The sequence below is a fragment of the Streptomyces sp. NPDC047117 genome (assembly GCF_040643545.1).
Classification (GTDB): Bacteria; Actinomycetota; Actinomycetes; order Streptomycetales; family Streptomycetaceae; genus Streptomyces.
This window is the reverse complement of the sequence record NZ_JBEYUN010000010.1, coordinates 177708-189978: the sequence shown is the minus strand read 5'-3', so window position 1 is coordinate 189978 and position 12271 is coordinate 177708. Positions and strand designations below refer to the sequence as shown.

Annotated in this window: 11 protein-coding genes; 6 read left to right on the top strand and 5 right to left on the bottom strand. The window is 74.1% G+C overall.

Translation table 11 applies throughout. The features are described 5' to 3' along the window. Positions 1–3: 3 nt before the first annotated feature. The 5 genes from ABZ840_RS21200 to ABZ840_RS21180 are packed head-to-tail and all read right to left on the bottom strand — an operon-like array spanning position 4 to position 6166. The gene (locus ABZ840_RS21200) at positions 4–1599 is read right to left on the bottom strand and encodes a class I adenylate-forming enzyme family protein (RefSeq protein WP_361561611.1); all 1596 of its coding nucleotides are present in this window, start codon (positions 1597–1599) and stop codon (positions 4–6) included. After that, positions 1586–2956 (bottom strand): NAD(P)/FAD-dependent oxidoreductase, encoded by a 1371-nt coding sequence (locus ABZ840_RS21195; RefSeq protein WP_361561610.1) that lies wholly within the window; start codon positions 2954–2956, stop codon positions 1586–1588. The genes ABZ840_RS21200 and ABZ840_RS21195 overlap by 14 nt, the downstream gene beginning before the upstream one ends. Beyond that, the gene (locus ABZ840_RS21190) at positions 2953–3933 is read right to left on the bottom strand and encodes a UbiA family prenyltransferase (protein ID WP_361561609.1); all 981 of its coding nucleotides are present in this window, start codon (positions 3931–3933) and stop codon (positions 2953–2955) included. The genes ABZ840_RS21195 and ABZ840_RS21190 overlap by 4 nt, the downstream gene beginning before the upstream one ends. A gap of 17 nt (positions 3934–3950) precedes the next feature. After that, a complete protein-coding gene (locus tag ABZ840_RS21185) occupies positions 3951–5081 on the bottom strand; it encodes a DegT/DnrJ/EryC1/StrS family aminotransferase (protein WP_361561608.1) in 1131 nt (376 codons plus the stop codon). Beyond that, a complete protein-coding gene (locus ABZ840_RS21180; RefSeq protein WP_361561607.1) occupies positions 5078–6166 on the bottom strand; it encodes a DegT/DnrJ/EryC1/StrS family aminotransferase in 1089 nt (362 codons plus the stop codon). The genes ABZ840_RS21185 and ABZ840_RS21180 overlap by 4 nt, the downstream gene beginning before the upstream one ends. Positions 6167–6497: 331 nt before the next feature. Between ABZ840_RS21180 and ABZ840_RS21175 the strand changes: the two genes are divergently transcribed. From ABZ840_RS21175 to ABZ840_RS21150, 6 genes are read left to right on the top strand one after another with little or no spacing between them, the layout of a single operon-like run. Then, the gene (locus ABZ840_RS21175; RefSeq protein ID WP_361561606.1) at positions 6498–7532 is read left to right on the top strand and encodes a hypothetical protein; all 1035 of its coding nucleotides are present in this window, start codon (positions 6498–6500) and stop codon (positions 7530–7532) included. Next, a complete protein-coding gene (locus tag ABZ840_RS21170) occupies positions 7522–8421 on the top strand; it encodes a sugar phosphate isomerase/epimerase family protein (protein ID WP_361561605.1) in 900 nt (299 codons plus the stop codon). The genes ABZ840_RS21175 and ABZ840_RS21170 overlap by 11 nt, the downstream gene beginning before the upstream one ends. After that, positions 8418–9743 (top strand): M20/M25/M40 family metallo-hydrolase, encoded by a 1326-nt coding sequence (locus ABZ840_RS21165; RefSeq protein ID WP_361561604.1) that lies wholly within the window; start codon positions 8418–8420, stop codon positions 9741–9743. The genes ABZ840_RS21170 and ABZ840_RS21165 overlap by 4 nt, the downstream gene beginning before the upstream one ends. Next, positions 9740–10864, top strand: a complete 1125-nt coding sequence (locus tag ABZ840_RS21160) for an Ldh family oxidoreductase (RefSeq protein ID WP_361561603.1) — start codon at positions 9740–9742, stop codon at positions 10862–10864. Before ABZ840_RS21165 ends, ABZ840_RS21160 begins: the two co-directional genes overlap by 4 nt. Next, the gene (locus ABZ840_RS21155) at positions 10861–11796 is read left to right on the top strand and encodes a Gfo/Idh/MocA family oxidoreductase (protein WP_361561602.1); all 936 of its coding nucleotides are present in this window, start codon (positions 10861–10863) and stop codon (positions 11794–11796) included. Before ABZ840_RS21160 ends, ABZ840_RS21155 begins: the two co-directional genes overlap by 4 nt. Then, on the top strand, positions 11793–12221 hold the full coding sequence (locus ABZ840_RS21150; RefSeq protein WP_361561601.1) for a hypothetical protein: 429 nt from the start codon (positions 11793–11795) through the stop codon (positions 12219–12221). The genes ABZ840_RS21155 and ABZ840_RS21150 overlap by 4 nt, the downstream gene beginning before the upstream one ends. Positions 12222–12271 lie beyond the last annotated feature (50 nt).

The window sequence follows — 12271 nt, the reverse complement described above, 5'->3', positions numbered from 1 at the left end:
CGGTCAGGTCCACCGGCCGGAACCGCAGGTGTCCGTACGGCCGGTGAGCCGGGACCGCAGGGCGCCGCGGCGCACCTTGCCCGTGCCCGTGCGCGGTACCTCGTCCCAGGTCAGGACGGTGGGCGGGCGCAGGGCAGGGAGGTCGGCCACCGCCTCCTTCCAGCGGGCGGGGTTCAGCGTGCCGTCCGCGGTGACCACGACGGGCAGGGGCGGCTCGCCCGGGGTGGCGAGCAGTACGCACTCCAGGACCTCCGGCAGCCGGTCCTCCACGACGTCCTCCGTGGCCAGGCAGCTGAGCCGGTGCGCGCGGTCGACCTCGCGGTCGAGCAGCCGGACACTGCCGTTCCGGTGCCGGACGCCGAGGTCGCCGGTGTTCCACCAGCCGCCGTGCTGCTTCGCCTCCCACCGGCCGTCCTCACCGACGTACGCGAGGCCGCGCGCCGAGGTCCTGACCAGCACCAGGCCCTCCCGGCCGCGGGGCAGCGGGGCGAGCGTGTCGGCGTCGACCACGCGCAGCCGGGTCTTGAACGGGACGGGACGGCCGAGGTTGCGGGCGCCGGCACGGCCGGCGGCGCCGTCCGCCACGGAGCGGCGGGTGTGGAAGCGGAAGGTCAGCGGGCCGGTCTCGGTCTGGCCCCAGCCCTGCATCCACAGCGGCGCGCGGTGGCTGCTCGCGCGCAGGTAGGCGCGGAGGGTGGGCGGATGCACCGCGTCGTACGTGCTGATGCAGAGCCGGACGTTGCGGAAGGGGTTGTCCAGGCGTGCGGTGAGCGGCCGGAAGCGGACGAACGTGGCGGGGAGCGCCTCGACGATCGTCGGCGGCGCCTCCCGCAGCAACGGGTCCACGGCGTCCGGGTCCTGGCCCGTGACGATCGTGATCCGGCGCGGCGCCAGGCAGAGCACGCTCGCGGTCCAGCAGAACGTCCGGCCGTGGGCGAACGCGCTCGCGTTGAGGAGGGAGTCGGTGCGCCGGACGCCGATCTTCGGGTAGCGCACGGTCTCGAAGCGGGCCAGCTTGCCGATGATCGTGCGGGTCGAGTGGACCACCAGCTTGGGCACGCCGGTCGTGCCGGAGGTGTGATTGATGACCAGGGGCTCGTCGTCGTGGCGGCGGCGCGGGGCCGGTACGGGGTGCCCCTGCAGCGCTTCCAGGGCGAGGGTGCCCGGTAACTCGCCGTCCAGCACGACGCAGACGTCCGCGGCCGGCAGCAGGTCGGTGCCCTCGGCGCGGCAGCGTTCGAGCAGGCCGGAGGAGATCACGAGCAGGGCGGGGCGCAGCCGTTCGAGGAGGAGCCGCAGGGCGTCCGGCGGGAGCTGCCCGGAGAGCTGGGCGGGGAGGGCGCCGATGCGTACCGCGGCGCAGGCCAGCAGGTCGTAGTCCCAGTGGTTGTCCTTGACGAGCGCGATCCGGTCCCCGGGCCGGGCCCCGGCGGCGGCCAGCCGGCCCGCCATGTCCTGGACCAGGGCGGCCAGCCCGGCGACGGAGTGCGTCGTACCGGTCTCGGGTGCGATGTCGAAGGGCCGGTCCAGCCGGAACACCGTGTCGTGGCCCCGCTCGGCGCACTCGTCGAACAGGACCCCCATGTCATGCGGCTTCATGCGTCGTCCTCCGGTCGGTCGCGTCGTTCGGGCGAGGGCCGCGCAGCCGGCCGATGACCCGCGAGGCGGCGAGCGCTGCCGCCCGCACGGCGCCCTCGGAGGACGGCCGCAGCATCACCCAGTCGCCCGCGTACTCCACGGGTCCGGTGGCGCGGGCCATGAAGCGCGCACGGCGATTCAGCGCCGCGGGCGTGGCCTCCGGCAGGCCGTGCCGGAACGCGTGGACGAAGGTGCGCATCCCGGCGCTCTCCAGGCCCGGTACGTAGCGCCGGGCCGCCGTGGTGAGGCGTGCGACGGCCTCCCGGTGCGGCGCGGTGAGCAGCTCGGGGACGGTGCGGGCGTCCGCCAGGAGCGTCAGCAGCCCCTTGCCCGCCGGGGCCCGTGCCGGGTGCTTGACATGGTCGGCGATGATGCCGGAGAGCGCGCTGTCCTCCGCGTCCGGGGTGAGGAGGAGGTAGGACGGCCGGCCCGCCACCGGGCCGAGCGGCCGGTCCAGCAGACAGCTCACCTTCAGTGTGGGGGTGAACGTGCACGCGGTGAGGTAAGCGGCCACCTCCGGGGCCGGGTTGGCGTGCAGCCGGGCCGCGACGGGCGCCGGTACGCAGAGCACCGCGGCGCGTGCCGTGACGACCTCGCTGCCGATGCGCACGCCGGCCGAGTCCCGGTCGGCGACGACCTCGTGCACCTCGCAGCCGGTCACCACGTCGAGGTCGGCGGCGAGCCCGCGGGCGAGGCGGTCCATGCCGCCGGCGTACGTACGCCAGGCCGCGGGCGGGCCCACCTCCCGCAGCAGGCTCAGCATCGGGGCCGCGGCGGAGCGCGCGGTGTCCCAGCCGAAGAAGCAGCCGGCGACCGGCTGGAGGAGGTAGTCGTGCAGGTCGGGGTGGTAGCGCCGGGCCAGCTCCTGGAGGGTGATGCTGCCCAGCGGGGTCCGCTCGGGGTGGTCGGTGTCGAACTCCTCGCCGTGGCGCGCGAGCCGGCCGAGAAGGCGGGCCAGGTCGATGCGGGCCCGCGGGCCGAGCCCGGCGCCGGTGACCACCGCCGACCGCTCCGCCAGACCCGGCCGGGCCTTCCCGCCGCGCCACACCGCGAGCCGGCCGCCGAGCGGCGCCACCTCCTCGCGGGGCAGGCCCAGCCGCTCGATCAGCTCCCAGGTGGCGCGGTAGCCCTGCCGGGAGATCTGCTCGGCGCCCTCGTCGACGGTGTAGCCGTCGTGCCGGAAGCTGTGCATCCGGCCGCCGACGTGCTGCCGTTCCTCGTACACCCGCACCGTCAGCCCGGCCCGCCGCAGTTCGTGCGCGGTGGTGAGGCCCGCGATCCCGGCGCCGATCACGGCCACGTCCAGGTCCGGCCTCATGCGGCGGCCCCCGCGGCGACGAGGAGGTTCGCGGTCACCAGGAGCGCCACGCCGACCCGGTGCACCGCGAACCCGGTCTTCCGGGCCCGCATGATGTCGCCGAGGACGAACCCGGTGACGAACTGCTTGGTCCGCAGCGCCGTCGCCGGGAGCATCAGGAGCACGAACCACCACGGGGCGAGTCCCACCGCCGAGGCGACCGCGCCGAGCAGGAACTCGGCGGCCGACAGGCAGCCGATGAAGACCGCGTTGCCGCGCTCCGACACCAGCGCCGCCACGGTCGGCCGGCCGACGGCGCGGTCGCCCTCGACGTCGTTGGTGTTGGAGTACACCCCGAACATCAGCGGACCGAACCCGAACAACAGGCCCTGGACGAGGAGGAACCACGAGAAGCGGCCCACGGCGAAGCCGTACGGCGCCACCACCAGCACCAGCCCCAGCCAGACGAGGAACGCCTCCTGGAAGCCGTGGTAGCTGAGCTTGAGGCCGTAGGAGTACTGGAGGGAGACCACGAACAGGGCCGCGGTCAGCACCACCGCCCACAGCGGCCGGTGCGGGGCGACGGCCACGGCGCCCGCCCACAGGGCCGCGCCGGCCAGGGCCGTCCATCGGGCGAATCTCATCGCCTGATGCTCCGTCAGGGTGCCGGCCACCAAGGGCTTGCGGAGCTTGTTGCGCAGGGGGTTGTCCGGGCCGTAGTTGGCGGTGTCGCTGCCGTCCCGGAAGCCGGTCACATCGTCCAGGGCGACCATCGCCATGATCACGCAGACCTGGCCGAGCAGGAACAGTAAGAGCATCGTGGCGGTGGCCGGGCCGGACCGCGCGAGTGGCAACAGTACGGCCGCGAGCACCACCAGGATGCTCAAGTAGTAGTCGAAGACGTCGAGTTTGCCCAGCCGGGCGTAGCTGCGCAGCCGGTGCTCCGGCCGGCTCGTACCGGCCGTCCGCAGGCCGGATCGGAGGTCGTGAGAGGCCATCGGCTTGCTCCTTCCGCTCAGGTGCCCGCGAACTCGCACACGGCGTCGGCGACGTACTCGACGTCGGCGTCCGTCAGGCGGTGGTGCACGGGCAGTGACAGTGCGCGCCGGCCGGCCCGCTCGGCGTGCGGCCAGCGGTCCCCGGGCGCGGCGAACACCGCGAACGCCGGCTGCAGCGGCAGCGGCAGGGGGTAGTACGCGTGGCAGTCGACGCCACGCTCGCGCAGGTGGTCCGCCAGCGCCTGCCGGCGGTCCGCGAGCACCGTGTAGACGTAGTAGCAGCGGCCGTCCCGGCCGGCGGGCGGCGGGACGATGCCGCGCTCGGCGAGCGGCGCGAACCGCTCGGTGTAGTACGCGGCGATGGCGGCGCGCCGCTCCAGCCGCCCCGGCAGCCCGCCGAAGCGGTGCACCTGGAAGGCCGCCTGGATCTCGTCGAACCTGCTGTTCCGCCCGATGATGTGGTGCAGGAACCGGCGGCTGCCGTCCTGCCCGTGGTTGCGCAGCATCCGTACCCGCTCCCCGATGGCGGCGTCCCGGGTCACCACCACGCCGCCCTCGCCGGGCATCCCGAAGGACTTCACCTGCACGAACGAGAACACTCCGGCCTCGCCCCACAGTCCGGCGGGGGTGCCGTCGAGCACCGCGCCCTGCGCGACGGCGGAGTCCTCGATCAGCCGGACCCCGTGCCGCTGTGCCAGCTCGGTGAAGGCCGGCATGTCGGCCATGACGGAGAAGACGTGCGCCGGCATGACCACCTTGGTGCGGGCGGTGATCCGGCGCTCCACCTCCACGGGGTCGGCGACCATCGTGTGGGGATCGATGTCGGCGAAGACCGGGGTGGCGCCGAGCTGGACGACGGACGCGGCGAGCGGGGCGCAGCCGAAGGCCGGCACCACCACCTCGTCGCCGGGGGCCACGCCCACCGCGGTGAGCGCCAGGTCCAGCGCCGAGGTCCCGCTGCCGCACGCGACCACGTCCGCCGCGCCGAGGGAGTCCTGGAGCAGCCGCTCCAGCCTGCGGGTGTGCTCGCCCAGGATGAAGCGCTGCTGCGGTGACATGCCGAGCTCCAGCAGGAGGTCGAGCAGGACCGTACGGTCGTCCTCGAAGAGGTCCGGCGGGAAGAAGGGAATGCGCGCTCGGGTGGTCATTCCGTTCTCCCTCGGCAGAAGGCGCGGATCGCCTCGCAGACCCGGTCGAGCTGCCGCTCGGAAAGGTCCGGGTGGAAAGGCAGCGCCACCGCGTGCCGGCTCGCGGCCTCCGCATTCGGGAAGTCGCCCGGGGAATGGCCGGTTTCGGCGAAGCAGGGCTGCAGGTGCAGTGGTGTCGGGTAATAGACCTCGGTGCCGATGCCGTGCCGGGTGAGGTGCGATACCAGTTCGTCCCGGCGCTCGACTTCGATCAGATAAACATAGAAGACGTGCGAGGAGTCGGGTCCGCGGTCGACGACTTCGGGCAGCCGGCGGATGCCGGGAATTCCCGTGAGCCGCTCCCGGTAAAGCGCGGCCAGTTCGTCGCGGCGGCGGATGTCGGAGTCCAGCCGGGTCAGCTTGGCCAGCAGCACGGCCGCCTGGATGTCGTCCATCTTGCTGTTCACCCCGGGCAGCGCGCTCCGGGTGGAGATCGCGGGGAAGTCGTCCAGGGTGCGGCCGAGCCGGCCGTGGTGGCGCAGCCCGGAGACCAGTTCCGCCGTACCTGGGTCGTCGGTGAGCACGGCCCCGGCGTCGCCGAGCGCCCCGAGCGTCTTGCTCGGGAAGAACGACAGCACCCCGCCCGCGCCGTGCAGGCCGGCGTGCACCCCGCGCTGCCGCATGCCGATCGCCTCGGCGCTGTCCTCCACGAGCACCAGGCCGTGACGTGCGGCGACGGCGGCCAGCGCGGGCATGTCGGCCATCTGATGGAAGAGGTGCGCGGGCATCACGAAGCGGCTGGCCGGGGTGATGGCGGCGGCCAGCGCCGCGGGATCCATGGCGTACGTCACCGGGTCGATGTCGACGAACTGCGGCCGCCCGCCCGCCAGTACCACGGAGGTGGCGGTGGCCGCGAAGGAGTACGCCGGGACCAGTACGCCGTCGCCCGGGCGGATTCCGCAGGCACGTAACAGCAGTACCAGCGCATCCGTCCCGCTGTTCACTCCGATCACATAACGAGCTCCCGTGAACTCGCACAACGCCTTTTCCAGTTCCGCCACCTGACGGCCGTGCGAGAATTTTCCGTTGGCGAAGACCTCGTTCACCCGGCGCTCGATCAATGGCCACAGCCGGGCGAATGTCGCCGCCTGCGAGAAGAATGGGACTGTATGACAATGCACGTGAGAGGACGCCGCGCTCTCATCGGTCGTACCGCGGCGATCCATGCCGAGAGATACCTCGACCACCCCCTGGGACGCATTCGGCGGTTTCCCGCAGGGTGAGACTCCCCGGTTTGCTGCATCCGACACTCTTCCCCTGTCATATTCACACTTTGCGGTAAGCCCTCTTCATATTTCTTGACTCACCAAACGGCGGCACGGAGCATTCGCTTGTCCGATGAACGGCGCGCACGCCGCGCACCGCCTTTGGAGGAAGATGCTGCAGCCCCTCGTGATCGGGCTGGGCCGTTCCGGAGCCGGACTCCACGTGAAGGCTCTCGCCCGCCTGGCCTCCTTACCCGAAGCCCCGTTGACCGTCGACCCGTTGGTGGCCTGCGACCCCCGCCCGGAGGCCGGCCGCGGCCTGCCCGGCGTGACGGTCACCCACTCGCTCGCCGAAGCCGCCCGGCTCGTCGCCCCGCAGCGCACCGTCGTCCACGTCTGCACCCCACCGGCGTCGCGCACGCCCGTCCTCACCGAACTCGCCGCGCTCGGCTTCCGCAGGTTCCTGGTCGAGAAGCCCCTGGCGGCCGACCGCGCGGCCCTCGACGACATCGTCCGGCTGCGCCGCCACTACGACCTCGACCTGGTCGTCGTGAGCCACTGGCTGGCAGCCGGCCTGACCGGCCGGCTGCGCCGGCTCGTCCACGAGCGCCCCTTCGGCGCCCTGCGTCACATCGCCTTCACCCAGCACAAACCTCGCTTCGTACGGACCTTCACCCGCGAAGGCCACCCGACCGCCTTCGACGTCGAGATCCCGCACTCCCTCGGCGTCGCCCTCGACCTGGCCGGACCCGCCGAACTCGTCGACGCGCACTGGAGCGACCTGCGCTGCGACGACGGCGTACGCGCTCACATGGGCAGCGCCCGGATGGCCCTCCGGCACCGCTCCGGCATACGGACCGAGATCACCTCCGACCTCGCCTCGCCCGTCCAACAGCGCAGCGTCACGCTGCGGTTCGAGCGGGGCCCGGTGACCGGCCACTACCCCCTCAGTGAGCACGACGACCACGCCCAGCTCGTCCTCCCGGACGACCCGCACGGCCCCCACGTCTTCCGCGACGACGCGCTCACGGCCTTCATGCGCCGCACCTACCAGGACTTCGCGGCGGGCCGGCGGAACCACTCCGCCGTGCCCTACGACGTGGTCCGCCTGCTGTGCGACGCGAAGGACCACTGCCGGGCCGCCGAACGCACGACCGCGGGGGAGACCCCGGACGCCCCGACAACGGAGGAGCAGCATGTGCGGTGAACCCCCCTTCCCCCGGGACCGGCTGGCCGGCATTGGTGACGAGGCGGCCCCCGGCCTCGACGGGCAGCTCGCCGCGCTCGGCCGGCTGGGCTGGGGCGCGCTGGAGCTGCGCTCCGTCGACGGCACGGCCGTGGCCGACCTCGATGACGGAACGTTCCGCGACGTCGCGGAACGCGTCCGGGACGCCGGGCTCGACGTGGTCTGCCTCGCCTCCCGGATCGGCAACTGGGCCCGCCCGGTCACCGGCCCCTTCGCCGACGACCTCGCCGAACTGGACATCCTGGCCGAGCGCTGCGACGCGCTGGACTGCCGGTACGTACGGATCATGTCGTACCCCAACGACGGACTCGCCGAGCCCGAATGGGCCGCCCGCGCCATCGACCGCGTCGGCTGCCTCGCCGACCGGGCCGAACAGGCCGGCCTCACCCTCCTGCACGAGAACTGCGCGGGCTGGGCCGGCGACCGCGCCGACCGCATGCTGCGCCTGGTGCGCGAGGTCGGCAGCCCGGCCCTGCGCCTCCTCTTCGACACCGGCAACGGCGTCCCGCACGGCTACGACGCCTTCGGCACGCTGGAGAAGGTGCTGCCGCACGTCGCCCACGTCCACGTCAAGGACGCCGTACGGGCGCCGGACGGCACGGTGGCCTACACCCTGCCCGGCGACGGCCGCGCCCGCGTCGCCGACTCCCTGCGGCTGCTCCTGGAGACCGGCTACACCGGCACCTTCTCCCTCGAACCGCACCTCGCCTTCCGCCCGCACGAGGAACCCGACGCGCGGGACGGCACCCAGGCCCCCTTCGTCGAGGCCGGGCGGCGCCTGGAACGGGTGCTCGCCCGGCTGGCCCCGTACGCGCGGCCGGCCGCCGTCCCCGAAGGAGCCCGCCGATGACCGGCCGCACCCTGCTCGGCCCCGCCGACCACGACCTGCTCCTGCGCTTGCTGCGGACCCCGACCGCCGGCCCCCTGGAAGCCGGTCCCGAGGACGGACCCGCCCGGCTGTGGGACGCACAGCGCGCCTACGCGCGGGCCGCCGGGGAGTTCGGCATGCGGGTCGTACACCACGCCCCGCCGCCCGCCGGCTGCCTGGACCGCCCCGACGTGCCCGCCGTCGTACGCCGGACCGCCGCTGCCGACCCCGGCTTCCTCGACGCACAGCCCAGCCTCGTCCTGCGCCTGGGGCCCGCACTGCCCCCGGCGGCGACCGTGATGTGCAACGTCCACCTCGACACGGTCGCCGGGCAGGAACCGGTGACCTTCGACGGGCGCCGCTTCACCGGGCGGGGCGCCGTGGACGCCAAGGGCCCCGCGGTGGCCCTGCTCGCCGGAGTGCGGGCGGCGGCAGCGGCAGAGCCCTCGCTCGGGCGGGACACCGCCGTCCTCGTGCAGGCGGTCGCCGGGGAGGAGGGCGGCGCGCTGGGCACGTACGGCACCCGGCCGCTGATCGAGGCCGGACACCACGGACGCCTCAACCTCTTCTGCGAACCGACCGGGCTGCGGTACCTCCCGAGGGCCACGGCCGCCATGACGGCGCGGATCACCGTCGACGGGCAGGACGCGATCGACGACCGCCCGGACGCCGGACACAACGCCACGGTCCTCCTCGGCTTCCTGGCCCAGCACCTGGCAGCGGCGCTGGACGGCGCGCTGCCCGACGGCCGGGTCTGCGTCGCCGGGCTGCACACCGGCGACCGGCACAACCGCGTTCACGGCAGCGGGTTCCTGCTCCTCAACCTCTCGTACGCGCGCACCGCGGACGGCGCCGCCCTGGAGCGCGCGGTGGCCGAGGCGCTCGGGACCGGCCTCCGGGCCTTCGCCGAACGCTTCGGCCGTACCCGGGAGTTCGCCCGCACGGCCGCCGACGCGGCCCGGATCACCCGGCTCGACTGGGACAAACGCGGGCTGCCGTGCCTGGCCGGCGCCGACCCGTGGGCCGAGGCCCTCCTCGCGGACGCGGGCGTGCCCCGATGGCCCGCCGGCGAACCGGCCTTCACCTGCGACGCCCTCTGGATGGCGGACCGCCCCGGCACCTTCACCGCGGTCCTCGGCCCCGGCTCCCTCGACGCCAACCACGCACACGCACAGGGGGAGTTCGCCGACCTGGCCGAGCTGGAGGACTTCGCCGCCGCGGTGTGCGCGGTGCTCACGGCGTTCACCCGGCGCACGGCCCGGCCGACGGACCGTCCCGCGGACCGGCAAGGGAGCCCCGTATGACCCTGCCCCGACAGCATCGGGCACCGCAGCAGCCGGTACCGGTCGACCACAATGCCCTGCGCGCCGCCGTCACCGGCCGCTTCGCCTCCTACGGCATCCCGCACCGGCGCGCCCGTACGGCCGCCACCGCGCTCTGCCACGGAGACCTCACCGGGCTCGACTCCCACGGCGTCTTCAATCTCGGCCGCCTCTACCTCCCGCTCCTGGACAGCGGTCGGGCCGACCCGCTGGCCGAGCCGGCGACACTCACCGATCTCGGCGCCTGCGTCGTCCTCGACTCCCGCCGCGCGCTCGGGCTGTGGGCCGCCGCCGAGGCGATGGACCTCGCGGTGGAACGGGCCGGGCTGTACGGCATCGGCCTGGTATCGGTACGCAACGCCACCCATTTCGGCTGCGCCGGCTTCCACACCGCGCGCGCCGCCGACCAGGGCATGATCGGTGTGCTCGCGGGCAACTGCGGCGGGCAGCGCATCGCCCGCCCGCCGGACGGCAGGCTCGCCATGCTCGGCACCAACCCGCTCAGCGTCGCCGCGCCGGCCCTCACCGACCACCCCTTCGTCCTCGACATGAGCACCACGGTCGTGCCCACCGGCCGGATCCGCACCGCGGCCCGCCGCGGCGAGTCCGTTCCCGAGGGCTGGCTGGCGGACGAGGCGGGCGAGCCGCGTACGGACCCGGCCGCGTTCGACCGCGGTGAGGCGTACCTGCGCTGGCTCGGCGGCACCCCCGAGACCGGCGCCTACAAGGGATTCGGACTCGGCCTGGCGGTCGAACTGCTGGCCGCGCTGCTGCCGGGCGCCGCCGTCGGGCCGGCCCCCGAGGCGCTCCAGGGGGACGGCCGGCCGCACGGCAGCGACGACGACATCGGCTTCCTCGCCCTCGCCGTCGCACCCGAGAAGCTGCGGCCGGACGGCGACTTCGCCGGTGCGGCCCGCGGGCTGTTCGGCACGCTGCTGGCCTGCCCGCCCGTCCACGAAGACCGTCCCGTGCGCTATCCGGGCTGGTGGGAGGCGGAGCGCGCACGCAAACGCCGCCGCGAGGGCATTCCCCTCCCGGCCCACCTGTACGAGGAACTCACCGCCCTCGGCGTCCTCGACCCCGCGGACGGAGGGGTGCGATGAGGACCCGCCGCATCGGCGTGATCGGGCTGGGGGCGATCTCCCGGTACTACCTCGCCGCGATCGACCGGCTGCCCGGCTGGACCCTGGCGGCCGTGTGCGACCCACGGCAGGAGGCCCTGGCCCCGCACCGCGGCCGCGTGGCCTGCCACACGGGACACCGCGCGCTGCTGGCGGAGCCGGGACTGGACGCCGTGGTCGTCGCCGTACCGAACCACGCGCACGCCGGGATCTGCGCGGACGCGCTCCGCGCCGGCCTCCCGGTCTGCGTCGAGAAACCGCTCGCCCTGCACGCGGCGGAGGGGCGGGAGCTGGCCGCGCTCGCCAGGGCCCGGGCGGCCCCGCTCTTCACCGCGTTCCACCGCCGCTACAACGACGGGGTACGGCTGCTGCGGCGCGACCTGGCAGCGGCGCGCGCACCCATCGCGTCGGTCCGGGTCCGCTACCTCGAACGCATCGAGGAGCACATCGCGGGCGACACCTGGTACCTCGACCCCCGGCGCTGCGGCGGCGGCTGTGTCGCGGACAACGGTCCCAACGCCTTCGACCTCGTACGGCTCTTCCTCGGCGACGTCGAGGTCGACGGGGCGGAGGTCACCCGCGACGCCCGGGGCACCGACCGGCAGGCGGTCGTCGCACTGCGGGCGGCCGGCGGGGCGACGGCCACGGTGGAGCTGGACTGGTCGTACCCCGGCGAGACCAAGGACATCGAGGTACGGCTGGCGGACGGCACCGTGCACCGCACCGACATGCTGGCCGGGCACACGGGCTTCAAGGCATCGCTGTGGCATGAGTACGAGGGCATTCTCGACGGCTTCGCCGCGGCAGGACCACCGGCGCACGGCGGGGCCGACGACGGCCTCGCCGCGCTGGAGCTGGTGGCGGCCGTCTACCGCACCGAACAGGCCGTGAGGGCAGAGGGGGGACGACAGTGACCGGTCGGACGCCGGAGGAGAACGGCGCGAAGCGCTCCGTGCGGGGCGACCTCGTGAAGGTCCTGCTGCACCGCCGTACGGACCGCGGCATGACGCTCGAACCGCACGCCAGCCGCTGTGTGCGCCGCGGCGAGGTGCACGAACTGGTCACCACCGACCAGCGGGACACCGGGCCGGGCGACCGCATCGACCGGGTCGGCTTCCTCGGCTTCGTGGAGCTGGCCTGCGCCGGGGTGATCGACCGCGGCGACGACGTGTGGATCGACGGCCTGCGCGTCGGCACCGTGGTCGGCTTCGACGCCTGCCACTTCCCGAACCACTACAACATCCTCATCGGCAGCGGCCGGCTCGTCACCGGCGGCGACCTGGAGCTGTGCCCGGAACTGCCGGTCGCCTTCACCCAGGTACGGCCCGCTGCCCCCTGACCGGGACCGCACACACCACGGCCGGTGGCCCCTTCCGGGACCACCGGCCG

Coding starts and splice junctions, on each gene's coding strand:
- ABZ840_RS21200 (WP_361561611.1), bottom strand. CDS start 1,599: ATGAAGCCGCATGACATGGGGGTCCTGTTCGACGAGTGCGCCGAGCGG.
- ABZ840_RS21195 (WP_361561610.1), bottom strand. CDS start 2,956: ATGAGGCCGGACCTGGACGTGGCCGTGATCGGCGCCGGGATCGCGGGC.
- ABZ840_RS21190 (WP_361561609.1), bottom strand. CDS start 3,933: ATGGCCTCTCACGACCTCCGATCCGGCCTGCGGACGGCCGGTACGAGC.
- ABZ840_RS21185 (WP_361561608.1), bottom strand. CDS start 5,081: ATGACCACCCGAGCGCGCATTCCCTTCTTCCCGCCGGACCTCTTCGAG.
- ABZ840_RS21175 (WP_361561606.1), top strand. CDS start 6,498: ATGCTGCAGCCCCTCGTGATCGGGCTGGGCCGTTCCGGAGCCGGACTC.
- ABZ840_RS21170 (WP_361561605.1), top strand. CDS start 7,522: ATGTGCGGTGAACCCCCCTTCCCCCGGGACCGGCTGGCCGGCATTGGT.
- ABZ840_RS21165 (WP_361561604.1), top strand. CDS start 8,418: ATGACCGGCCGCACCCTGCTCGGCCCCGCCGACCACGACCTGCTCCTG.
- ABZ840_RS21160 (WP_361561603.1), top strand. CDS start 9,740: ATGACCCTGCCCCGACAGCATCGGGCACCGCAGCAGCCGGTACCGGTC.
- ABZ840_RS21155 (WP_361561602.1), top strand. CDS start 10,861: ATGAGGACCCGCCGCATCGGCGTGATCGGGCTGGGGGCGATCTCCCGG.